Raw genomic sequence first — 22,333 nt, 5'->3', positions numbered from 1 at the left:
CACAGCCAGCCCCTTATTTGTAGCAAACAGCTTTCACCGCATCGACCACTTCACCGACATTCGGAAGCGCGAGCTTCTCGAGGTTGGCGGCGTAGGGCATCGGAACGTCCTTGCCGGCGATCGTCAGGATCGGCGCATCGAGATAATCGAAGGCCTGCTGCATGACGCGCGTGGCGATTTCGGTGCCGACGGAGTTCTGCGGATAGCCTTCTTCGACGGTGACCAGACGGCCGGTCTTCTTCACGGATTCGATGACGGTCGGAAGATCCATCGGACGAAGGGTGCGCAGGTCGATCAGTTCGACATCGATGCCGATCTTTTCGAGCTCAGCAACCGCCTTCGTCGCATAGGTCATGCCGATGCCGAAGGAGACGACGGTGGCATCCTTGCCCGGACGGTGGATGCGGGCCTTGCCGATCGGCAGAACGAAATTATCGAGCTTCGGCACATCGAAATGCTGGCCGTAGAGAATTTCGTTTTCGAGGAAGACGACCGGGTTCGGATCGCGGATCGCGGCCTTCAGCAGCCCCTTGGCATCGGATGCCGTGTAGGGCATGACGACCTTCAGGCCTGGGATCGCGCTGTACCAGGCTGCATAATCCTGGCTGTGCTGGGCGCCGACGCGAGCAGCAGCACCGTTCGGGCCGCGGAAGACGATCGGAGCGCCCATCTGGCCACCGGACATGTAGAGCGTTTTGGCAGCCGAGTTGATGATCTGGTCGATCGCCTGCATGGCGAAGTTGAAGGTCATGAACTCGACGATCGGCTTCAGGCCGGCCATGGCGGCACCGACGCCGACGCCGGCAAAGCCGTGTTCGGTGATCGGCGTGTCGATGACGCGGCGAGCGCCGAATTCCTGCAGAAGGCCCTGGGTGACTTTGTAGGCACCCTGGTATTCGGCAACTTCCTCGCCCATGACGAAGACGCTGTCGTCAGCGCGCATTTCTTCGGCCATGGCGTCGCGCAGCGCTTCGCGCACCGTCATCGACACCATTTCGGTACCAGCCGGAATTTCCGGGTCGTTCGGCACGAAAGCCTTGGGCTCGGCCGGAACAGGGGCAGCAGCCGACCCGGTATTCGTCGGCTTCTCTTCCTGGGCAACCTGCGGGGCAGCGACCGGAGCCGGCTGAGCGGCGGCAGGAGCGGCGGAGATCGCGTCGGCCGATTCGCCTTCCTGCAGCAGGACCGCGATCTTGGCGTTTACCTTGACGTTTTCAGTGCCGGCCGGAACCAGCAGCTTGCCGATGACGCCTTCATCGACGGCTTCGACTTCCATCGTCGCCTTGTCGGTTTCGATTTCGGCAATCACGTCGCCGGACGTGACCTTGTCACCTTCGTTCTTGAGCCACTTGGACAGCGTGCCTTCTTCCATCGTCGGAGAAAGGGCGGGCATGAGGATATCGATAGGCATGGGTTCCCTCCCCGATTAGAGCAGAATGTCGGTGTAAAGCTCGGATGCATCCGGCTCCGGATCAGCCTGCGCAAAATCGGCACTGTCGGCGACGATATCGCGGACTTCCTTGTCGATCGCCTTCAGATCGTCCTCGGTCGCCCAGCCCTTTTCCATCACGCGCAGGCGAACCTGCTCGATCGGGTCCTGCTCGGAGCGCATCTTCTGCACTTCTTCCTTGGTGCGGTATTTCGCCGGGTCAGACATGGAGTGACCACGATAGCGATAGGTCAGCATTTCCAGGATGATCGGCCCCTTGCCGGAGCGGCAGTGTTCGAGCGCCTCATCGGCAGCAGCCTTGACGGCGCGAACGTCCATCCCGTCGACCTGCATGCCGGGAATGCCGAAGCCGGAACCGCGGAGCGAATAGTTCGACTGCGCCGTCGCGCGGGCTGTCGAGGTGCCCATGGCGTAACGGTTATTTTCGACGATATAGATGATCGGCAGCTTCCAGAGAGCAGCCATGTTGAAGCTCTCGTAGACCTGACCCTGGTTGGCAGCTCCATCGCCGAAATAGGCAACAGCAACCGAATTGTTGCTGCGGTACTTGTTGGCGAAGGCGAGACCGGTGCCGAGCGACACCTGCGCACCGACGATGCCGTGACCGCCGTAGAAATGCTTCTCCTTGGAGAACATGTGCATGGAGCCGCCTTTACCGCGTGAATAACCGCTGCGACGGCCGGTCAGTTCAGCCATGACGCCGCGGGCTTCCATGCCGGTAGCCAGCATATGACCATGGTCGCGATAGGCCGTGATGACCTGATCGCCTTCCTTCTGCGCCATCTGCATGCCGACGACGACAGCTTCCTGGCCGATGTAAAGGTGACAGAAACCACCGATGAAGCCCATGCCGTAAAGCTGGCCCGCCTTTTCCTCGAAACGGCGGATGAGCAGCATCTCGCGATAGGCCTTCAGCTCCTCATCGCGATCGAAATCGGCGATGGGACCGCCATTCGATGCCTTGGCTGCGGATTTCGCACTGGTTTTGCGGCTGGAAACGGTCGCGGTTTTGCGCAACGCCATTCAACCCTCCCTATGGGTTTATCGGTTCTCAGGTGGCGCGTACCATAGGGAAGAAAAATGACCACAGCAATGCCATAATTGCATGGCTCATATTCGCCGGTAAATTATTGATAAAAAACAAGAAAGCGCAATTAACCTAAATTCGGTTAATTGCGGTAATGATTGTAAATGACAATCTCGTCCGCGCGCGACATGTTGAGCTGATACCGCGCCTTTTCGTCGAGCATATCCCTGTCCAGCGAGCCGTCGCTGAGGAGCGCTACCTGCGCCTCTAGATGCTCGCGCTTGGCCTTGAGCACCGCCAATTCCCTCTCGCGCGCGAGACGCTGGCGCTCGAACGCCTCCGTCGCACGCAGACCATAATCGCCATGGATGCAATGATAGCCGAAATAGGAGAGAAAGGCGACCGTCATGGCCGGAATGACGAAGCGACCGGTCTTTCTCTTCTTGTGATGCTTTGTCCACATATACGCATGCTCTACGCATTACCAATCGTTTCAATTTAACGCGCAGAGATTAACCGTTCGTTGACTCTGAGCCCCTCCCAGGCAAGCGCAACAAAAAACCCGCGCCGAAGCGCGGGTTCCAAATGCCTGATTTATAAAGCCGTATTAGCCACGAATGATGGAACGACCGGCATACTCAGCCTGCGGGCCGAGACCTTCTTCGATGCGGATGAGCTGATTGTACTTGGCAAGGCGATCCGAGCGCGACAGCGAACCGGTCTTGATCTGACCGCAGTTGGTGGCAACCGCAAGATCGGCGATCGTGGAGTCTTCCGTCTCACCCGAACGGTGCGACATGACGGCGGTGTAGGCTGCCTTGTGCGCGGTATTGACGGCGTCGAGCGTTTCCGTCAGCGAGCCGATCTGGTTGACCTTGACGAGAATGGAGTTGGCGACGCCCATGCGGATACCGTCGCGCAGGCGAGCCGAATTGGTGACGAAGAGGTCGTCGCCGACGAGCTGGCACTTCTTGCCGGCGAGATCGGTCAGCGTCTTCCAGCCTTCCCAGTCGTCTTCGGCCATGCCGTCTTCGATGGAGATGATCGGATACTTGGCAGCGAGTTCGGCAAGGTATTCAGCCATGGCGCCCGGCTCGAGCGTGCGGCCTTCACCTTCCATCACATACTTGCCATCCTTGAAGAATTCCGTCGAGGCGCAATCGAGGCCGAGGTAGATGTCCTCGCCCGGCTTGTAGCCGGCTTTCTCGACCGACTTCATGATGAAGTCGAGGGCTTCCGGAGCGCTCTTCAGACCCGGGGCAAAACCGCCTTCGTCGCCGACATTGGTATTGTGTCCCTGGGCGGCGAGTTCCTTACGCAGCGTATGGAAGACTTCCGAGCCCATGCGAACAGCTTCACGGATCGAATCTGCGCCAACCGGTAGGATCATGAATTCCTGGAAATCGATCGGGTTGTCGGCATGTGCGCCGCCGTTGATGATGTTCATCATCGGAACCGGCAGCAGGTTTGCGGCAGCGCCGCCAACGTAACGGTAGAGCGGCAGGCCGGAAGCCTCTGCGGCAGCCTTGGCGACGGCGAGCGAAACGCCGAGGATGGCGTTGGCGCCGAGACGCGACTTGTTCGGCGTGCCGTCGAGTTCGATCATGATCTTGTCGATCTGGATCTGGTTTTCGGCGTCGATGCCGCCGATCGCGTCAAAGATTTCCGTGTTGGCGGCCTCGACGGCCTTTTCGACACCCTTGCCGAGATAGCGCTTGCCGCCATCGCGCACTTCGACAGCTTCATGCGCGCCGGTCGAAGCACCCGAGGGAACAGCTGCACGGCCCATGCTGCCGTCTTCGAGATAGACATCGACTTCGACGGTGGGGTTACCACGGCTATCGAGAATCTCGCGGGCGATGATATCGGTAATTGCAGTCATGGTTTTTTCCTGCTCGTGGGTGGATAAATCGTTTGAAACCGTCTTAATCGAAGGTACGCAAATTACAATGGCGCTTTGCGACACCTCCGGCCTGCCTGTCTGATCGTCGCTATAACACGATCATGTCAGGCTTTTGACTGTCAGCCCTTGGCAACCGCATCAAAGGCGAGCAGCTTTTCCAGAAGCCGCGGCATATCCTTGAGATAGACCATGTTCGGGCCGTCGGAAGGGGCATTGTCCGGATCCTCATGGGTTTCGATGAAGACACCCGCAACGCCGGCGGCTACGGCAGCACGCGCCAGCGTTTCAACGAATTCGCGCTGGCCGCCGGAGGAATCGCCCTGCCCGCCCGGCTGGGCGACGGAATGCGTGGCGTCGAAGATAACAGGAGCGCCCATCGCCGCCATGATCGGCAGGGAACGCATGTCGGAGACCAGCGTGTTGTAGCCGAAGGAAACACCGCGTTCGCAAAGCAATATATTCGGATTGCCGCTGGCATTCAGCTTGCCGAGCACATTCTTCATGTCCCAGGGCGCGAGGAACTGGCCTTTCTTGACGTTGACGACGCGGCCGGTCTTGGCGGCGGCAACGAGAAGATCCGTCTGGCGGCAGAGGAAGGCCGGGATCTGCAGCACGTCGACGGTTTCAGCGACAATGGCGCATTGTTCTGCCGTATGAACATCCGTCAGGACAGGAAAACCGAATTCCTTCTTGAGGTCGTCGAAAACCTCCATCGCCTTTTCGAGGCCGATACCGCGCTTGGCGGAAATCGAGGTGCGGTTTGCCTTGTCATAGGAGGTCTTGTAGACGAGGCCGATACCGAGCTTGTCGCACAGCTCCTTCAGCGTGCCGCCGACCATGAAGGCATGCTCGCGGCTTTCCATCTGGCACGGACCAGCGATGAGCGAAAGCTTGGCAGAATTGGAAAACAGAACCTGGCCAGCGCCTTCGCCGATCCGGACCTCTGCATTGGTATTGGAGCTCATGGTGTTTCCTCGAAGGCGAAGAGCGTGCCCTGACCGGGCGCGGGCTTCACAAGAATACGGTTGGCCTTGCGTGTATAGGTCACCCCGTTAGCAGCCAAATGCGCTTCTGTCACGGCCAGATCGGCAACCGCAAAGAGGATCGCCCGGCCGCGCAGGCCGCGATCGCTATCCGGCGTCGCCAGATCGAAATAGGCCTCCAGCCCCTCTGGGGTCATCAGGCTGATCTTTGCGTTTCCGGTCGGCACCTCCAGCCCGAAACTCGTGACATCGGCAGAAGCGGCTTTTGCCGCCGCGCGAACGAACTCGCCGAAAGCTGTCGGCTCGGGCGCCGCGAGCGCGATCTCGGCAATGCCTGTCACGCCATTGGCATGGATCTCCAGCGCGCTGCGGCTGGCCGGAAGCGGGTTGATGCGCTCGACAGCGAAGAGAAAGAAATCCGGTGCCCGTAGGTCGCCAGCGAAGGCGAGCCGGAAGCCGGCAACACTTTCTGCACCATCGGGCATTTTCACTGGACGTTCGAACTGCAGCACAGGACCGGCACTGATGCTGCCCTTCACGAAACGAGAATGTTCTTGCTTTGCATCCCCTGTCGCAAAGGCGATGGCGGACAATCCTTCGCTGCCGCAGCGGAAACGGAAAGCCTGATTGCGGGCAGTGAAGACATTGCCCTCACGCGCCGTCTCCTCGCTCTCCTCCACACTCGCGACACCCAATGGCTCAAGGTAGGTTTTGTCGGTAAAGAAAACGCAGGCATTTTCCGTGCCGAAGGGATGGCGGGCATCGGGCGCGACGGTGAAACCAAGCTTGCCCAGCCTTTCGCGGGCAAGGTCGATATCGGTAACCGGCAAAACGAGATGATCAATCGGAAGCATGTCCTGGGTCATCGGCTACTCTCTAGCAATCACCAGGAGATGTGCTTCAGCAGACGCTACGAAGCAAGGCCAGGCAGGCTTTCCGCCGATAAAAATAAAATTCTCTGCAGAATGAACAGAAGTTTTACGAAAATTTAGCTACTTGCAGAACACATATGGAACATATAGTGTCCGTTCTGGATTTGTTTCAAGACTGGGGTACACGCCATGCTCACACGCAAACAACAGGAACTCCTTCTTTTCATTCACGAAAGGATGAAGGAGTCAGGCGTTCCGCCGTCTTTCGACGAGATGAAGGATGCGCTGGATCTTGCCTCTAAATCCGGTATTCACCGGCTGATCACGGCGCTTGAGGAACGCGGCTTCATTCGCCGGCTTCCGAACCGGGCACGCGCGCTCGAAGTCATCAAGTTGCCGGAAGCCTACAGCCCAAGCCTGCAGCCTCGGCGCGGCTTTTCGCCGAGCGTCATCGAGGGCAGCCTCGGAAAGCCTCAGCCGTTGGCTCCCGCTCCGGCAAAGCCTGCACCTGCTGCCGACAACGGCAATTCGATTTCTGTGCCGGTCATGGGGCGCATCGCCGCCGGCGTGCCGATCTCGGCAATCCAGAACAATACGCACGACATCAATGTTCCCGCCGACATGCTGGGCTCGGGTGAGCATTATGCGCTCGAGGTTCGTGGCGACTCGATGATCGAAGCCGGCATCTTCGATGGCGACACGGTCATCATCCGCAACGGCAGCACCGCCAATCCCGGTGATATTGTCGTGGCACTCGTCGACGAGGAGGAAGCGACGCTCAAGCGTTTTCGCCGCAAGGGTGCATCGATTGCACTCGAAGCAGCAAACCCCGCTTATGAGACGCGCATCTTCCCGCCGGATCGCGTCAAGGTCCAGGGCAAGCTCGTCGGCCTCATTCGCCGCTATCACTGACTGGTGACGTACTGGCGTCTGCGAAACTGTCGCTGCGCCAATCATAGGCACGGTGGCGCATCCAGGGCCGTCGCAACGTGTCGAATGCAGTTGTGATCTCAGTTCCCTTATCGGTAAAACGAAGTTCGATCGAGCCTGTTCTGCGTAGTGTCTCGCCAGTAAAGAGCAATGCGCCGGAGCGACAATGGTCAAACCGCAAACGGACAGGGGTAACGACGATATCGGCCGTATCGCAGGCCGGCCCGAGATAGGCTGCATTGTCGATGATCGTCAGTTTCTTTCCATTCCCGAGCAAGGCAGTGCACCAGGCGCCCTTCTGGCAGGAGAAGCGCGATGGCGAGCTTGCGGCGGCATGTCTCATTGCTGCTCTGGCTTCGTCCTGCTGATCCCGTGACAGCTGCAGCTGTTTGCCTTCAGGCGCAGCGGGGACATTGACAGCCTGGAGCATGAACGGCTTTCGATGCTCTTCCATGGTAAGCGCCCGCTGCCATTGTTCGAAGATGAAGGCAGGAGGCTTTTCGCGATTCGAAGCTATCGCCTCTCCATCGACAACAGCAACCAGGCCGCCATCTTCGGCGATGGTGATGTCGGGCATCGCCTCGACCGGAAGCAACGCGACGGCAAGCGTGGAAACCGCAACGATTGCTGTTCCGGCGTGCCGCAGTCTGGTTCTGAGCAAGGTTAGCAGCAGAAACCCGAAGACGGCTGTCGGGAAGTACCAGCCGGGCAAACGGCCCACATCGATATTGCCGCCCCAGCTCGATACCGTCTTTGCGATTTTTATCACCAGATCGAGCCCGAATCCTGCGATCTGCCACATCGGGCCATCGAGGCCAAAAGGCATCAGCAGCATCGCCAGCATCCCGGCAGGCATGACGATGAAGGAAATGACAGGCATGGCCGCGAGATTTGCCGGCAGGCCGTAGGCAGTCAGCCGGTGAAAATGATCGATCGAAAACAGCGCGGTCGAGAAACCGCCAATGAGCGACGTCAGGAAAATGCCGCCGAAGAAGCCGCCAATCATGAGGACAGGTTTGAGGATCGGCAGCTTGGCAAAGGCATTCTCCCGCATCGGACGCACTTTCCAGAGGTCGTAACCGGCGACCAGGGCAAGCGTTGCGGCAAAGGACATCTGGAAACTCGGCCCCAGCACCTCCGATGGCGAGACTGCAAGGATCACGAGCGCGGACAGCGCCACGTTTCTAAGGCTGATCGACGGCCGGTCAAAGAAGACGGCAACCAGCATGATCGCCATCATGATGAAAGCGCGTTCGGCGGAGACGGCAAAACCCGAGATCAGATAATAAGCCGTCACCGCAGCGAGCGCGCCGGCCGCCGCGATTTTCTTGGTCGGCCATGCTTGGGCAATGGCGGGAAAAAGACTGAGGATGACCCGCAGGCCGACAAAGAAGATGCCGGCGGAGAGCGCCATATTGAGACCGGAGATCGCGATGATGTGGGCAAGGCCGGATTGCCGCAGCGCCTCGGTCGTTTCATCCGAGATCGCCCGTCTCTCATCGGTGACAAGTGAAGCAGCAAAGGCGCCGGTATCACCCGGCAGGACGGAGCGGATTCGATCGCCGATGCCGCTCCTGAGCCGATAGAGCCATTCCAGGGTCGCCTCACCGAACGAGCCCGCCTGCTGCGGCTGCGAGGCAGTCTTTTTCGGCGCACCATAGAAAAAGCCGTTGGCACCAATGCCATCGAAATAGGCGCTGAAGGCAAAATCGTTGAGGTGGGGAAGTGCCGGTCCCGCCGGAGGCGTGAGACGTGCCCTGCCCTCGATGACGTCACCAAGCTCAAAGGGCTGCGTGGCGCCCCGGACCAGGACGGAAATGCGCTTGGGTGGACGCTTGATCTCGGGAGCATCCGTTCCGGTAACAGCAAGAATATAGCGCCAGCGCCCTCTTCCATCGCCTTCGCGACGCTCGATGCGGCCGGTCACCGTTGTCGTTACGGCGGAATCCAGGATCAAGGTCCGCGCCCGCCATGTTTCGACCTGTGCCGAAAGCATTCCACCGGCAAAGAGAAGCAGAGCAAGCAGCGTCGCCCGCAATTTCGTCCGGCCATATCCGCAGAGCGCAACGGCAAGGAGGAGGACAAACAGGCAGAGACCAAGCGAGATGGCCGGAAAATCCGAAACTGCCAGAAACCAGGTCGCGGCACCCGCACCGAGAAAGACCGGCGAGAAGAGAATGAGGCGACCGTGGCCAGCCTCTTCCCCGGCCATGCGAATAGACGATTCGGCGTGTTGTTTCGCAATGCCAATCAGCCGCCACTGCAGCGGAACAGCAGCTTGCGTCCTTACCGGTTGCGTCACAATGGCGCGCGGTGCGACATCGGCAAAATCCATCTTGGCATCAACGGATTGCGCCTGCCGTTCTCTTGTCTCGAACCCCGTCATAATCGCTTGGACCCGCCCCCGGATATCGGCAGAATGCAACCTGTGTTCAAAACGCGCAAACAATAATCGATTGAAATACGAGGAAAATTCACGCGAACGAAAAATCCAGTCAAATCATGGTGTTCTGATATGCATGGGGCTCATCGCTGCACTGCCTAAAAGATGATGCCGCGATGCACAAAATGGCATCACGGTAACTTGGCATTAGCTTCGCGATCATATAGCTATCGCTTAGGACGCTTAACTCTTATGGCGCTTTTGCGGCGCCACCGCCACTCCGGAGGATCAGCATGACGGATCAAAGCGCTACAATCAAAATCGGTGACAAATCAGTCGACCTCGCCGTCCGAAAAGGCACGGTCGGACCTGACGTCATCGATATCGGTGCACTTTATAAAAATACGGCCTCCTTCACCTACGATCCCGGGTTTACGTCGACCGCATCCTGTGAATCGAAGATCACTTATATCGACGGCGACGAAGGTGTTCTGCTGCATCGCGGTTACCCGATCGAGCAGCTTGCCGAGCACGGCGACTTCCTGGAAGTCTGCTACCTGCTGCTCTACGGCGAACTGCCGACCGCCGCCCAGAAGAAAGACTTCGACTATCGCGTCACGCACCACACGATGGTGCACGAGCAGATGAGCCGCTTCTTCACCGGCTTCCGACGCGACGCCCACCCGATGGCCGTCATGTGCGGCTGCGTCGGCGCGCTTTCGGCCTTCTATCACGACTCCACCGACATCACCGATCCGCACCAGCGCATGGTCGCCAGCCTGCGCATGATCGCCAAGATGCCGACGCTCGCTGCCATGGCCTACAAGTACCATATCGGCCAGCCCTTCGTTTACCCGAAGAACGACCTCGATTACGCGTCGAATTTCCTGCGCATGTGCTTTGCCGTTCCCTGCGAAGAATATGTGGTCAACCCGGTGCTTTCGCGCGCCATGGACCGCATCTTCATTCTGCATGCCGATCACGAGCAGAACGCCTCGACCTCGACGGTCCGCCTCGCCGGTTCTTCCGGCGCGAACCCGTTCGCCTGCATCGCAGCCGGCATCGCCTGCCTCTGGGGTCCCGCTCACGGTGGCGCCAACGAAGCAGCCCTCAACATGCTGACGGAGATCGGCACGGTTGACCGTATTCCCGAATATATCGCCCGCGCCAAGGACAAGAACGACCCGTTCCGCCTGATGGGCTTCGGTCATCGCGTCTACAAGAACTACGATCCGCGTGCCAAGATCATGCAGAAGACGACGCATGAAGTTCTCGGCGAACTCGGCATCAAGGACGATCCGCTTCTCGAAGTCGCGATGGAACTGGAGCGTATCGCTCTGACCGACTCCTATTTCATCGAGAAGAAGCTCTATCCGAACATCGACTTCTATTCGGGCATCACTCTGAAGGCTCTGGGCTTCCCCACCACGATGTTCACCGTGCTCTTCGCTCTCGCCCGTACCGTCGGCTGGATCGCACAATGGAACGAAATGATCGAAGATCCGGAACAGCGCATCGGCCGTCCGCGCCAGCTCTATATTGGCGAGCCGAAGCGCGATTACGTGCCGGTTTCCAAGCGCTAAGCGCTGACTTCGAGACAAGAAAAGAAAACCCGGTCAGGAATGACCGGGTTTTTTGTTGGCGAGAACATCGAGCAATATCTTCGCCGCGTGCTCCCCCGGGGGACTTTCCGTCTGCATACGCTGCCAGATGAGCTCGTAACCTTCCTTCATCGCCTTGAGCTGATAGGTGTCGGCCGACAACCTTTCCATCCAGCGTGCGAGGCTTGCACCACGAACGATGTCGTTCAGATATTCCGGTACGACCGCATAGTCTGCGATCAGATTGGGCAGAGCGCCAGTCCAGGTCTTGATGCCTGATGTCAGCATGCGCATGATCCAATCGACCTTGTAAGCGGAAACGACGGGGACATTGGCGAGCGCCAGTTCCAGGATTACGGTCCCGGACGCCGCCATGGCGGCATCGGCTTCGGCGAAAGCCTTCCATTTCGCTTCGGCGCCCACAACGATTTCCGGCTTCACCGCCCATCCCGCCGTCACTTCCCGCACAAACGCTTCCCTATGCGCCACGGTCGGCAGGATGAAGCGCATCGGTCCATTGCGGGCGACGAGATCATTGGCGGCGGCCTCGAAATAAGGCAGGAGCTTCTTGATCTCGGAGGAACGCGAGCCGGGAAGAAGCAGGATCGCACCGGCGCCGGGGTGCCGGCCAGCGCGCAGACGCCTGGTCTCCAGAAGCGCCGCGTCGGCAACCAGACGATGGCCCACATAGGTGGTAGCCGGCCCGTTGAGACGCTGCATCACCGCCGGTTCGAAAGGAAGTACAGCCAGCACATGGTCGACATAGGCGAGCATGCGCTGGGCACGATATTCCTTCCATGCCCAGACGCTCGGACAGACATAATTGACGACAGGCAGATCAGGCAGCGCTGTGCGCACACGCTTGGCGACACGGTGGGTGAAATCCGGGCTGTCAATGATGAGCAAGATATCGGGCTTTGCCGCAATGATCGCCGCTGCCGTTTGCCGAATGCGGGAAAACAGCGTCGGCAGCTTGGCCAGGACCTGCGTGATACCCATGACGGAGAGCTCGGAGAAATCAAAGAGAGATTTCAATCCTTCGGCCTGCAGCCCCTCGCCGCCGACGCCGACGAGTTCGATGGGGCCGGAATGGATCTTCCGCAGCCCTGCAACGAGATCGGCGCCAAGCAGATCGCCGGATACTTCGCCGGCTACGACAGCAATTTTCAACGGCCTGTCACTCATGCAAGCCCCCATCCCGGCAAGCCCTTGTCTATACCGCAGACAAAAAGACCGTTCTCGTCTGCCGCCTTGATGAGCGCGTCGCGATCAAGCACCAACGATCGGCCGGCTTCGATAGCCACTCCCGCAAGTCCGGCAGCTTTGGCATTGAGCACGGTGGACACACCAATAGCCGGCAAATCGGCGCGGATATCCTGCTGTGGCTTGCAAAGCTTGACCAGCACGCCGCGCCGGCGCGATGAAATACGGCCCGCTGCTCTCAGGGTCGCCACACGGTCAAGCATGCCGTCCGTACCCTCGACGCCCTCGACAGCAACGACGCGTCCGCCGATCGAAACCGCGCCCTGCCCGATATCCAGACCGCCGAGCACCTCCGCCGCCTTGCCTGCGCGCGCTATATCACGACGATCCTCTTCATTGGGCGAAACCACGCCCAGCGGACCTGCAGTCGCAAGCAGGTCCGGTGCAATCTCATGGGCGCCAACGACGCGCAGGCCTCGCCCTTCTATCAGCTTGATCACCATCTGCAGAACAGTATCGTCGCCACCAGAAAGCAGCGTGCGAATGGCGGCGGGCACCTTGGTCAGGATGCGCAGCGTCGGCCGCACCTCACGCCACTCCGGCCGGCGACGCACGCTGCCCGACATGACGACACGGCCGATGCGATATTTTTTGAAGAGCCCATCCAGGGCAGCGAAATCACCGATACCGATCGTGGCGTGGTCGAAACCATCCCAGCGACGGTCGCCCTCATCCTTCAGAATGACGATAACAGGATTTTCGCCAGCCGAACGCGCAGCCTCGGCGACATAGGACGGCAGAAGGCCGCCGCCGGCAATGATCGCCAGCCGGCCTTCAGCAGTGTCGCCAGCGGAAGCCACAGATCAGCCCTTCTGCCCCCGGCTTGGCGAAGACAGCGCGCGATCGCTCTCGGCGGCGATGAAATCGAGGATCTCGATCACCTGCTCGCAATCGGCATATTCGTCGCGAAGCTGGGCAGCATTCTCGCGGATCGAACCGGCACCCTCAAAGATCGCCTTATAGGCGCGGCGAACCGTATGAATGACAGCACGATCAATGCCGGCGCGCGTCATGCCGACGACGTTTAGACCGCTCAGAATGCCGGGATTGCCGTTCAGCATGCCGTAGGGAATGACATCGTAGCTGACGGCCGAGAGACCACCGACAAAGGCATATTTACCAACTCGGGTGAACTGATGCACTGCCGCGCCGCCGCTGATGATCGCGTGATCGCCAACAGAGACATGGCCAGCCAGCATGACATTGTTCGACATGATGACATGGTTGCCGACCCGGCAATCATGGGCGACATGCGAATAGGCAAGGAAAAGGCAGTTGTCACCAATGACAGTCGAACCGCCATGCTCGACGGTACCGGTGTTCATCGTAACGCCTTCGCGAATCGTGCAATTGCGACCGATGATCAGCGACGTGTCGACAGCGCTGTGACGGGCGCTTTGCGAGTCGCCACCAATAACGGCCGAAGGAAATATACGCGTACCGGCGCCTACGGTCGTCAGGCCGAGAACAACCACGTGACTGATCAGTTCGACATTGTCTTGAAGCGTGACCTTGGGGCCAACATGACAAAACGGGCCGACCACCACGCCTTCACCGACCGTGGCACCGTCCTCGACTACGGCCATCGGATGAATTCTGGCGCTTGCGGCGATCATGCTCATGCGTTGTCCTTACGTACGATCATCGCGCCGATATCGGCCTCGGCGACGAGCGCGCCGTCGACCTTTGCGTCGCAATGGAATTTCCAGATATTGCCGCGTTGCTTTATTTTCTGCACGTGAAATTCAACGCGATCGCCCGGCACGACCGGCTTGCGGAAGCGGGCATTGTCGATCGTCATGAAATAGACGAGGTTGCCGGTCTGGCCCTCTTTCTTGGCGCAGATCGCGCCCGCAGTCTGCGCCATGCCTTCGACCAGCAGAACGCCTGGCATAATCGGCGCATCAGGGAAGTGGCCGGTAAAATGCGGCTCGTTGACCGTCACATTCTTGATGCCCACGGCGGCGTTGTCACCATCGATATCGACGATCTTGTCGACCATCAGAAACGGATAGCGATGCGGCAGCAGCTTCATGATTTCCATGATATCCGCCGAAGAGAGCGTGGCGGCAGTTTCCTCAGTCATTCTTGCCTCCCTTTTTTCCGCGCGCTCCGGATTTTGCCATGAGCTGGGCAACGTCTTTCAGATAGTCATTTAGAGGACGGGCAGGTATTCCGCCATAGCGACCGCCGGCGGCAAGATCGGTCATCACACCGCTTTTTGCGGCGATCTGTACGCCATCGCCTATGGTGATATGTCCCTTGAGGCCGACCTGTCCACCGATCTGTACGCCATCGCCGACGATTGTGCTGCCGGCAAGACCAACCTGCGAAACGATGGCGCAATGGCGTCCGATGCGGACGTTGTGGCCGACCTGGACCTGGTTGTCGATCTTGGTTCCTTCGCCGATGACGGTATCGTCCATGGCGCCGCGATCGATCGTCGTATTGGCGCCAATCTCGACATTATCCTGGATGATGACGCGACCGATCTGCACGATCTTGATCATGCCGCGTGGACCCGGCGCGTAACCGAATCCATCCTGGCCGATACGGACGCCGTTATGGATGATGACGCCGTTGCCGATGAGCGCGCAGAGAATGCTCACGCCCGTTCCGATCGAACCGTTGCGGCCGATCTTGACGTGGGGACCGATGATCGACTGAGCGCCGATGCGCGTGCCCTCGCCGATCTCCGCGCCGGGGCCGATGATTGCCATCGGCTCGACAATCACGCCCTTCTCAAGCCTGGCGGTCGGATCGACGATGGCGCTCGGCGCAATCTCCGTCTCGCCGGACGAAAACGTCACCGGCTTGAGAGCTGCAGGATAGAGAAACCCGCCAGCCATCGCGAAGGCAGCATGTGGATTGGAGGAAATCACCACAGGGATATGCGGCGGCACCAGCTCAGCCAAGGCCTTATCACAAATCACGGCCGAAGCCTCGCAACTCAGAAGCTCGTCGCGGTTACGGCGAGAGAGGATATAACAGATATCCCCCGCCTGCGCTCTCGCTATCGGCGAGACAGAACGGATGATGACATCGCCATGAGCGGAATTGCCAAGTTCCGCCCCAAGAAATTGCGCCAACTCAAAGAGCCGCACGCCTTCATGGGGCGGAAAAAAAGTATTTTGCTCCATCGGCAAAACTCCAGAACGGAATTGAAATTTACAGTTCCGGACTGCCGATATCAGAATTGGTTGTTAATGCCAAACTTGAAGCGCTGGGTCTTGTCGAAGTCTTCCTTTACGACCGGGATCGCATAGTCGACGCGGAGCGCGCCGAAAGGCGACTGCCAGATCAGGCCGAGACCGACCGAAGCACGCAACTGCGCGTCCGTACCCTGTGCAGTATCCGAACCAAGGAGTTCGACATCATTGCCGAACAGCGTGCCGGCGTCTGCGAAGACTGCGCCGCGCAGGTTGAAGTCGCGCGGGAAGCCCGGCATCGGGAACGTTGCTTCGGCAGAAGCGGTGAAGTAGGTGGTACCACCGAGCGGATCGTCCGGGTTGGTGATGCGCGGGCCGATACCCTTGTTTTCGAAGCCGCGAATATCGGAATTGGTCAATGTGAACTGGTCGAAGACGTTCAGGTGATCGCCGAAGCCGACAACATAACCAGCCGAAGCCGAGAGCGAACCGATGATATCGGCGTCGTCAGCAAGCAGATGGTAGTAACGAGCCTTACCGTAGATCTTATAATACTGCGAGTCGCCGCCGAGGCCAGCGATTTCCTGTGTCGCAGTAGCGTAGATACCTTCACGCGGCAGGACGGTGTCATCCAGCGTATTGTAGGTCAGCGTCTGCGATATGGAAGACCGCGTCCACGGGCTGTCGTTGACCAGGTTTTGATAGGTCGCGGACAAATCGTCCAGACTGCTTCCGCTGGAATCGTACTTCATCTGCTTGTAGTTATAGCGGAACGTCGTCGCCAGATCTTCGGTGATCGGGGCCGTTACGCGCAGAACACCGCTGGTTTCTTCGTAATCGTAGTTGTCGTTGCTCGACGTCTCGCTGTGATTGACGTCGAAACCAGCGGCAAGGCGATAGCCGAGGAAGTAGGGCTCGGTGAAGTTGATGCCGTAAGCGCGCGAGCCTTCCTGACCGCCACCGGCCGAAACGCGGATGTACTGACCGCGGCCGAGGAAGTTCTTTTCTTCGATCGAGGCTTCGAGCAGCAGGCCGTCGCCGCCGGCCGCGTAACCGGCACCGATACCGAACGAACCCGTCGACTGATCCTGCACGTCGACAACGATGACGACGCGGTCAGGCGAACTGCCCGGCTGGGTCGAAATATTGACCGAGGAGAAGTAGCCGAGCGCTTCGAGACGGCGCTTCGCGCGGGTGATCATCTGCTGATTGAAGGCGTCGCCTTCGCTGAGATCGAACTCGCGGCGGATAACGTAATCGCGCGTGCGGCTGTTGCCACGGATTTCGATACGCTCGACATAGGCGCGCTCGCCCTGATCGACGAGGTATTCGACGCCGATCGTATTATTGTTCAGGTCGCGGTTGCCGCGTGGGGTAACGCGAGCGAAGGGATAACCGGCCGAAGCAACCTGATCAGAAATCGCTTCGATGGACTTCTGAACTTCCTTGGCGTTGTAGACCTGACCTTCGCGGGTTCTGACCAGCCCCTGCAGCTGCTGGGCATCGACGCCTTCAACGGTCGACTGGACGGTAACCGCACCGAAGTCGTAGCGCGGGCCTTCCTCGATATTGAAGGTCAGCGTGTACTTGTTCGTCGATTCGTCGAAAGCAGCATCGGAAGAAACGATGCGCATGTCGGCATAACCGCGGTTGTAGTAGAACTGGCGCAGCGCATCTTCGTCGGCGTGCAGCTTGTCTTCGTTGTAGACGTCCTTGCGGGTCAGGAACGAGAGGAAATTCGAACGCTTGGTCTGAATGACGGCAGCGAGACGGCCGGCGCTGTAGGCCTGGTTACCAACGAAATTGATGGCGTCGATCTTCGTGCGGTCGCCTTCATTGATAACGAAAGCAAGATTGACGCGGCCTTCGCCGAGCGGAACGACCTGCGTCGTCACTTCGACTTCGCTGCGTCCGGTAGCAGCATAGGCTTCCTTGATCGCGGCGATATCGGACTGAATCTGTGCATCGCTATAGGGACCAGCGGCATGCGTCTTGACGACAGCTGCCAGCTTGTCGTCCTTGACCTTGCGGTTGCCGTTGAAGACCACCTGGTTGACGAGCTGTGCTTCCTGAACGTTGACGACGAGGGTGCCGCCCGAAACCGAGATCTTGACGTCGGAGAAGTAGCCGGTGCCGTAAAGCTGCTTCACCGAGTCGTCGATATCGGTGTTGGAGAAACTCTTGCCGGGAGTAATGGTGAGGTTCGACCGGACGGCCTCAGCACCGACGCGGCTTGCACCGTGGACATCTATCCGCTGAACGACAGCAGCCTCCGCAGCCGTAGCCGAAACGAAAGTCAAAGCACCTGCGCCAGAAGCAACAACACCAGCAGACAGCGCAATCGCCGATACTGCGTTCAAAAACCTTGAACCAGCCTTCATTTCACCCATTACCTTTTTTCCCTCGTCTCCGGCCCCAGGGAAGCCCCCCGATTCCGGCCACGTGTGTCGTTTTACCCGCTTTTGACATACAAGCAAGGGAGCTCGTTAATTTCTGTTTACTTCATTTCGAAGCGTGACCCATTCGCCACTACAGCTTTGAAACATCGTAAATAAACAGTAATTTTCCCTATCTTTTACGCGCTAGCCGATGAGCGCGCTAATGTCATTCCAGGTGGCAAAAACCATTAATGTAAGAACCATGGCCAGGCCAATGCGAAACGCAATTTCCTGAGCCGAAGAACCGAGCGGCCTTCCCCTAACCGCTTCCACCGCATAGAACATCAGGTGGCCGCCATCAAGTACCGGGACCGGCATCAAATTCAGCAATCCAATCGAAACCGACAAAACCGCAGCAAGCTGCAGCAACGCACCTATTCCAAGCGTAGCCATCTGGCCCGAAGCTTGCGCCACGCGGATCGGACCACCCAATTGGTCAGCTTTCATCGATCCATTGAGCAGGTTGCCGATATATTTGAAGGTGCCAGTCACGATATGCCAGGTCTGGATCACGCCTTCATGCAGCGCTTCCAGCGGCGTGAAGGTCTGCAGGCGGAAGTGGCCGACTTCTTCGTTCGTGACGATTCCAATCAGGCCGATCTCGATCTTGTTGCCGAACTGGTCGGTGATATCGGTGCGCTGCGGCACCATCGGCAGGTCAATCTTTTCGCCGTTACGCTCGACGGTCACGACGATGCTCTGGTTCGGACGGATGCTGACATAACGGCGCACGTCGTCGAAGGTCTGGACCTTAGTGCCGTCGATGGAGAAGAGCAGGTCGCCGGGCAGTACGCCGGCTGCCGCGGCAGCACTATCCGGCTTTACTTCAGCGACGACTGGATCGGACACCGTCCGGCCATAGATCGAAAAAAGGACCGTAAAGATGGCAATGGCCAGGATGAAATTGGCAATCGGACCGGCGGCGACCGTTGCAGCACGCTTCCACAGCTTTGCACCGGCGAAAGAACGCTCGCGCTCTTCGTCCGTCATAGCGGCAAGCCTGTCCGTATCCGGCTTGCTGGAGGCATCCTCATCACCGAAAAAGCGTACATAGCCGCCGAGCGGGATCGCCGAGATCTTCCAGCGCGTTCCGTGGCGATCGGTGAAACCGGCAATCTCCGGGCCGAAGCCGACGGAGAAGGCAAGGATACGGATACCGCTCCAGCGTCCGACGAGATAGTGGCCCATCTCATGCACGAAGACGAGCAGCGACAGCACGATGACGAAGGGGACGATATAGCCCGTCAAAAAACCAAATATGCCGGTCACCGCTTCCATGAGTTCCTTCTTCTATCTGGCCGTAATGATCAAAGGCCGAACAACGCCGCACCGAGCGACGTCGTTCCGCCGCCCTTTATCAGCGAAAAAAGACCAGCAAGCAAGAACGCTGAAAAACAGGCGAAAATCAGTCCATCGACACGGTCCATGACACCGCCATGCCCCGGAATGAGACGGCTTGAGTCCTTCACGCCGAATTTTCGCTTGATGAAGCTCTCGAAAAGATCGCCTGACTGGCTGAAAACGGACAGGACAAGCGCAATTACCGCTGCTTGATCCTGGGCTTGCGGAATCAGGAAATGGACAATGACAGCTCCGGCAATGACGGCGGAAATGGCCCCGCCGACCGCCCCCGACCAGGTCTTGCCGGGCGATATGCGCGGCGCAAGCTTTGGGCCACCGAGCGCGCGGCCGACGAAATAGGCGAGAATATCGGTCGCCCAGACCACGGCGAAGATGAAGAGCATCGCATAGAGACCTAGTGTCTCATCACCGCGGATCGCAGCGAGCGTCAGTCCGGTCCCGCCGGCGTATAAAAGCCCTGGCGCGAACCAGCGGCTGGCACGATGCAGAAAGATCATGGCAATGCCAACCGCAGTCAGGGCAATCAGCATTCCCAGGGCATATTCGAACGCGCCGGCCAGAACGAGAAGGGCAACCAGCCCCTCACCCACCCAGCCGAGCACGTTGGTGACCGGGTCACGGGCAATGCCTGTTATCGTCGACCATTCGTAATAGATCAGAAGAGCGATCGCTGCCGCCACGACGCGGAAGATAAGGCCGCCATACCAGGTTGCGGCAAGAACGACGATTGCGAGAATCAGGCCTGAAACGATGCGGAGCTTCAGTTCCTGCTTCATCAGGTGTTCACTGCTGCAGCCTGCGCGGACAGTCCGCCGAAGCGGCGATCACGCGAGGCGAATTTCTCGAGCGCTGAAAGAAAGAGCTCACGGCTAAAATCCGGCCAGTATTCCGGCAGGAAAACGAATTCCGAATAGGCAGCCTGCCACAAAAGGAAGTTGGAAAGCCGCTCCTCGCCGCTGGTGCGGATGATGAGATCAGGGTCGGGGATACCGGCCGTATCGAGCCGGGCGTTGATCAACGCGGGCGTGATATCCTGCGACCGGAGATGCCCCTCCTCCACATCCTTGGCAAGGCTCATCATGGCGCGGGCGATCTCGTCGCGAGAGCCGTAGTTGAAGGCGATGACGAGGGTGAGTGCCGTATTGGCCTTGGTCGTCTCCTCGGCTTCCAGCAACAGCTTGAGGATGTCGCTGCGCAGATTGACACGGTCGCCAATCACCCTGATGCGTACATTCTGCCGATGGAGTTCCGCGAGATCGCTGCGAATGAAAGCCTTCAGCAGGCCGAGGAGATCAGTGACCTCGGCCTCCGGGCGGCGCCAGTTCTCCGAGGAGAAGGCAAAGAGCGTCAGGTACTTGATGCCCAGATCGCCTGCGGTGCGCACGGTCTGGCGAACGGTCTCGACCGCCCTGCGGTGTCCCATCGTCCGCGGCAGGCCGCGCTGCTTTGCCCAACGGCCGTTGCCATCCATGATGATCGCAACGTGTTCTGGCGCAGTCAAAAATGAGGTTTCCGACATTTTCCGTCCGGTCTTTCTTGGCGAGGACGCAAGTATACTAGACTTGCATGATTTCCTTTTCTTTCTCGCCAAGCAAGCGGTCGATTTCCAAAATCGTCTCGTCCGTCATTTTCTGAACGCGTTCCGCCTGTGCCCGGCTTTCGTCCTGGCCGATTACGCCATCCTTTTCGGCTTTCTTAAGGCCGTCCATGCCATCGCGACGAACATGGCGAATCGCGACCTTGCTCTTTTCGGCATAGTCGTGCGCCACCTTGACGAGCGACTTGCGGCGCTCTTCGTTGAGCTCCGGCAGCGGGATACGAAGGTTCTGACCATCGACGATCGGGTTCAGGCCGAGATTCGATTCGCGAATCGAACGATCCACGGCGCCGACCATGCTCTTGTCCCAGACGGATACCGTCAGCATGCGCGGCTCGGGCACCGTAATATTCGCAACCTGGTTCAGCGGCATGCGCGAACCATAGGCTTCAATCGTCACCGGATCGAGAATGTTGGCCGAAGCACGGCCGGTGCGCAGCGATGCAATGTCGCTCTTGAACGAGGAAATGGCACCGTCCATACGGCGCTTCAATTCCTTGATGTCGATACCTTCACTCATGTCTATGCTCCCGTCTCAGAAGTTTTGCGCCGTCAGCGGCGCAGCTCCCTATCAGTTGTCGGATACGATGGTCTTGAGACCACCGCCCGTCAAGATTTCACCGAAACGCCCCTTCTCGTGGATCGAGAAAACGATGATCGGAATGGAATTTTCTCGCGCCAGCGCAACGGCTGCGACATCCATCACGGCAAGGCCCCTGTCCAAAACCTCCTTATGGCTCAGATGGTCGAAACGGGTCGCGTCCGGATCCTTCTTCGGATCGGCTGTATAGATGCCGTCCACCTGCGTGCCCTTGAAGATTGCCTCAGCGCCCATTTCGGCGGCGCGAAGCGCGGCAGCGGAATCGGTCGTGAAGAAGGGATTTCCAGTGCCGCCGGCGAAAATCACAACTCTGCCAAGCGACAGATGATAGAGGGTCGCGCGCTGCGAGAAGCTTTCGCAGATTTCCGGCATGGAGATTGCCGAGAGAACCACCGTATCGATGTTCAGCTTGCGCAGCGACGTTGCCAGCGCCAGCGCGTTGATAACGGTGCCGAGCATGCCCATGTGATCGCCGGTGACACGATCACCACCCTTGGATGCAACAGCCACGCCGCGAAAGATGTTACCGCCGCCGATAACGACGCCGACTTCGACACCCATGTGCCTCGCCTCGGCAATGTCGGACGCGATGCGATCTGCCACCGCAACGTCGATGCCGAACCCCTGGGCACCCATCATGGCTTCTCCGGAAGCCTTGAGTAGAACACGTTTATAGATTGGCTCCGACGTCATGTTGGCTCCTCGTATATTGCCGCAATTGCCCGATACACGAAGGGCATCGCGTTGTCACGCGATGCCCTTCGGTTTTCCCAA

At 58.9% G+C, this 22,333-nt stretch carries 20 protein-coding genes; 2 read left to right on the top strand and 18 right to left on the bottom strand.

What is annotated here, in order from left to right; all coding sequences use genetic code 11:
• Positions 1-13 precede the first annotated feature (13 nt).
• From KQ933_RS06780 to KQ933_RS06755, 6 genes are all read right to left on the bottom strand, one after another.
• Positions 14-1,411, bottom strand: a complete 1,398-nt coding sequence (locus KQ933_RS06780; protein ID WP_216757935.1) for a pyruvate dehydrogenase complex E1 component subunit beta — start codon at positions 1,409-1,411, stop codon at positions 14-16.
• Positions 1,412-1,426: 15 nt separating this feature from the next.
• Entirely contained in the window at positions 1,427-2,473 is a 1,047-nt protein-coding gene (gene pdhA / locus KQ933_RS06775) for a pyruvate dehydrogenase (acetyl-transferring) E1 component subunit alpha (protein ID WP_216757934.1), read from the bottom strand.
• A gap of 146 nt (positions 2,474-2,619) precedes the next feature.
• Complete coding sequence (locus KQ933_RS06770; RefSeq protein ID WP_216757933.1) at positions 2,620-2,940, bottom strand: septum formation initiator family protein; 321 nt, start codon at positions 2,938-2,940, stop codon at positions 2,620-2,622.
• A gap of 144 nt (positions 2,941-3,084) precedes the next feature.
• Complete coding sequence (gene eno, locus KQ933_RS06765) at positions 3,085-4,359, bottom strand: phosphopyruvate hydratase (protein ID WP_216757932.1); 1,275 nt, start codon at positions 4,357-4,359, stop codon at positions 3,085-3,087.
• Between the two features lie 140 nt (positions 4,360-4,499).
• Entirely contained in the window at positions 4,500-5,345 is an 846-nt protein-coding gene (kdsA, locus tag KQ933_RS06760) for a 3-deoxy-8-phosphooctulonate synthase (RefSeq protein WP_216757931.1), read from the bottom strand.
• The gene (locus KQ933_RS06755; protein WP_216757930.1) at positions 5,342-6,229 is read right to left on the bottom strand and encodes a VOC family protein; all 888 of its coding nucleotides are present in this window, start codon (positions 6,227-6,229) and stop codon (positions 5,342-5,344) included. Before KQ933_RS06755 ends, kdsA begins: the two co-directional genes overlap by 4 nt.
• A gap of 195 nt (positions 6,230-6,424) precedes the next feature.
• Between KQ933_RS06755 and lexA the strand changes: the two genes are divergently transcribed.
• Positions 6,425-7,147 carry a transcriptional repressor LexA gene (gene lexA, locus KQ933_RS06750; protein WP_216757929.1) on the top strand — a complete coding sequence of 241 codons (723 nt, stop codon included), beginning with the start codon at positions 6,425-6,427 and terminating at the stop codon, positions 7,145-7,147.
• On the opposite strand, the gene KQ933_RS06745 is transcribed toward lexA, so the two are convergent.
• Positions 7,128-9,500 carry a ComEC/Rec2 family competence protein gene (locus tag KQ933_RS06745; protein WP_253958341.1) on the bottom strand — a complete coding sequence of 791 codons (2,373 nt, stop codon included), beginning with the start codon at positions 9,498-9,500 and terminating at the stop codon, positions 7,128-7,130. The two genes, lexA and KQ933_RS06745, sit on opposite strands and share 20 nt — an antisense overlap.
• Positions 9,501-9,841: 341 nt before the next feature.
• On the opposite strand from KQ933_RS06745, the gene gltA reads away from it, so the two are divergent.
• Entirely contained in the window at positions 9,842-11,131 is a 1,290-nt protein-coding gene (gene gltA / locus KQ933_RS06740) for a citrate synthase (RefSeq protein ID WP_183729503.1), read from the top strand.
• Positions 11,132-11,164: 33 nt separating this feature from the next.
• Here the strand turns inward: gltA and lpxB are convergent, their stop codons facing one another.
• From lpxB to pyrH, 11 genes are all read right to left on the bottom strand, one after another.
• Complete coding sequence (lpxB, locus tag KQ933_RS06735; protein ID WP_216757927.1) at positions 11,165-12,334, bottom strand: lipid-A-disaccharide synthase; 1,170 nt, start codon at positions 12,332-12,334, stop codon at positions 11,165-11,167.
• Complete coding sequence (locus tag KQ933_RS06730; RefSeq protein WP_216757926.1) at positions 12,331-13,212, bottom strand: LpxI family protein; 882 nt, start codon at positions 13,210-13,212, stop codon at positions 12,331-12,333. The genes lpxB and KQ933_RS06730 overlap by 4 nt, the downstream gene beginning before the upstream one ends.
• Positions 13,213-13,215: 3 nt before the next feature.
• A complete protein-coding gene (gene lpxA, locus KQ933_RS06725; RefSeq protein WP_216757925.1) occupies positions 13,216-14,034 on the bottom strand; it encodes an acyl-ACP--UDP-N-acetylglucosamine O-acyltransferase in 819 nt (272 codons plus the stop codon).
• Positions 14,031-14,498, bottom strand: a complete 468-nt coding sequence (gene fabZ / locus KQ933_RS06720) for a 3-hydroxyacyl-ACP dehydratase FabZ (protein ID WP_183729515.1) — start codon at positions 14,496-14,498, stop codon at positions 14,031-14,033. The genes lpxA and fabZ overlap by 4 nt, the downstream gene beginning before the upstream one ends.
• Positions 14,491-15,552 (bottom strand): UDP-3-O-(3-hydroxymyristoyl)glucosamine N-acyltransferase, encoded by a 1,062-nt coding sequence (lpxD, locus tag KQ933_RS06715; protein WP_216757924.1) that lies wholly within the window; start codon positions 15,550-15,552, stop codon positions 14,491-14,493. Before lpxD ends, fabZ begins: the two co-directional genes overlap by 8 nt.
• 50 nt (positions 15,553-15,602) lie before the next feature.
• Entirely contained in the window at positions 15,603-17,942 is a 2,340-nt protein-coding gene (bamA, locus tag KQ933_RS06710) for an outer membrane protein assembly factor BamA (protein ID WP_216758833.1), read from the bottom strand.
• A 201-nt stretch (positions 17,943-18,143) separates the two neighbouring features.
• Positions 18,144-19,277 carry an RIP metalloprotease RseP gene (rseP, locus tag KQ933_RS06705; RefSeq protein WP_216757923.1) on the bottom strand — a complete coding sequence of 378 codons (1,134 nt, stop codon included), beginning with the start codon at positions 19,275-19,277 and terminating at the stop codon, positions 18,144-18,146.
• 29 nt (positions 19,278-19,306) lie between these two features.
• Positions 19,307-20,137 (bottom strand): phosphatidate cytidylyltransferase, encoded by an 831-nt coding sequence (locus KQ933_RS06700; RefSeq protein WP_216757922.1) that lies wholly within the window; start codon positions 20,135-20,137, stop codon positions 19,307-19,309.
• Positions 20,137-20,880 (bottom strand): isoprenyl transferase, encoded by a 744-nt coding sequence (locus KQ933_RS06695; RefSeq protein ID WP_183729527.1) that lies wholly within the window; start codon positions 20,878-20,880, stop codon positions 20,137-20,139. Before KQ933_RS06695 ends, KQ933_RS06700 begins: the two co-directional genes overlap by 1 nt.
• Before the next feature lie 37 nt (positions 20,881-20,917).
• Positions 20,918-21,478 carry a ribosome recycling factor gene (gene frr / locus KQ933_RS06690; RefSeq protein WP_216757921.1) on the bottom strand — a complete coding sequence of 187 codons (561 nt, stop codon included), beginning with the start codon at positions 21,476-21,478 and terminating at the stop codon, positions 20,918-20,920.
• Between the two features lie 51 nt (positions 21,479-21,529).
• Positions 21,530-22,252: a UMP kinase gene (pyrH, locus tag KQ933_RS06685; protein WP_183729532.1), complete on the bottom strand. Its 723-nt coding sequence runs from the start codon at positions 22,250-22,252 to the stop codon at positions 21,530-21,532.
• Positions 22,253-22,333 lie beyond the last annotated feature (81 nt).

It is taken from the genome of Rhizobium sp. WYJ-E13, assembly GCF_018987265.1.
In the GTDB taxonomy this organism is placed as follows: Bacteria; Pseudomonadota; Alphaproteobacteria; order Rhizobiales; family Rhizobiaceae; genus Rhizobium.
The sequence above is the reverse complement of the archived record's forward strand: the minus strand, read 5'-3'. Positions and strand labels throughout refer to the sequence as shown.

Excerpts from the sequence above, each read along its gene's own strand:
- rseP (WP_216757923.1), bottom strand. The coding sequence starts at position 19,277 with ATGGAAGCGGTGACCGGCATATTTGGTTTTTTGACGGGCTATATCGTC.
- kdsA (WP_216757931.1), bottom strand. The coding sequence starts at position 5,345 with ATGAGCTCCAATACCAATGCAGAGGTCCGGATCGGCGAAGGCGCTGGC.
- eno (WP_216757932.1), bottom strand. The coding sequence starts at position 4,359 with ATGACTGCAATTACCGATATCATCGCCCGCGAGATTCTCGATAGCCGT.
- KQ933_RS06780 (WP_216757935.1), bottom strand. The coding sequence starts at position 1,411 with ATGCCTATCGATATCCTCATGCCCGCCCTTTCTCCGACGATGGAAGAA.
- KQ933_RS06755 (WP_216757930.1), bottom strand. The coding sequence starts at position 6,229 with ATGACCCAGGACATGCTTCCGATTGATCATCTCGTTTTGCCGGTTACC.
- lpxA (WP_216757925.1), bottom strand. The coding sequence starts at position 14,034 with ATGAGCATGATCGCCGCAAGCGCCAGAATTCATCCGATGGCCGTAGTC.
- frr (WP_216757921.1), bottom strand. The coding sequence starts at position 21,478 with ATGAGTGAAGGTATCGACATCAAGGAATTGAAGCGCCGTATGGACGGT.
- lexA (WP_216757929.1), top strand. The coding sequence starts at position 6,425 with ATGCTCACACGCAAACAACAGGAACTCCTTCTTTTCATTCACGAAAGG.
- KQ933_RS06695 (WP_183729527.1), bottom strand. The coding sequence starts at position 20,880 with ATGTCGGAAACCTCATTTTTGACTGCGCCAGAACACGTTGCGATCATC.
- KQ933_RS06700 (WP_216757922.1), bottom strand. The coding sequence starts at position 20,137 with ATGAAGCAGGAACTGAAGCTCCGCATCGTTTCAGGCCTGATTCTCGCA.
- gltA (WP_183729503.1), top strand. The coding sequence starts at position 9,842 with ATGACGGATCAAAGCGCTACAATCAAAATCGGTGACAAATCAGTCGAC.
- lpxB (WP_216757927.1), bottom strand. The coding sequence starts at position 12,334 with ATGAGTGACAGGCCGTTGAAAATTGCTGTCGTAGCCGGCGAAGTATCC.
- pdhA (WP_216757934.1), bottom strand. The coding sequence starts at position 2,473 with ATGGCGTTGCGCAAAACCGCGACCGTTTCCAGCCGCAAAACCAGTGCG.
- pyrH (WP_183729532.1), bottom strand. The coding sequence starts at position 22,252 with ATGACGTCGGAGCCAATCTATAAACGTGTTCTACTCAAGGCTTCCGGA.
- KQ933_RS06770 (WP_216757933.1), bottom strand. The coding sequence starts at position 2,940 with ATGTGGACAAAGCATCACAAGAAGAGAAAGACCGGTCGCTTCGTCATT.
- lpxD (WP_216757924.1), bottom strand. The coding sequence starts at position 15,552 with ATGGAGCAAAATACTTTTTTTCCGCCCCATGAAGGCGTGCGGCTCTTT.
- KQ933_RS06745 (WP_253958341.1), bottom strand. The coding sequence starts at position 9,500 with ATGGATTTTGCCGATGTCGCACCGCGCGCCATTGTGACGCAACCGGTA.
- fabZ (WP_183729515.1), bottom strand. The coding sequence starts at position 14,498 with ATGACTGAGGAAACTGCCGCCACGCTCTCTTCGGCGGATATCATGGAA.
- bamA (WP_216758833.1), bottom strand. The coding sequence starts at position 17,942 with ATGAAGGCTGGTTCAAGGTTTTTGAACGCAGTATCGGCGATTGCGCTG.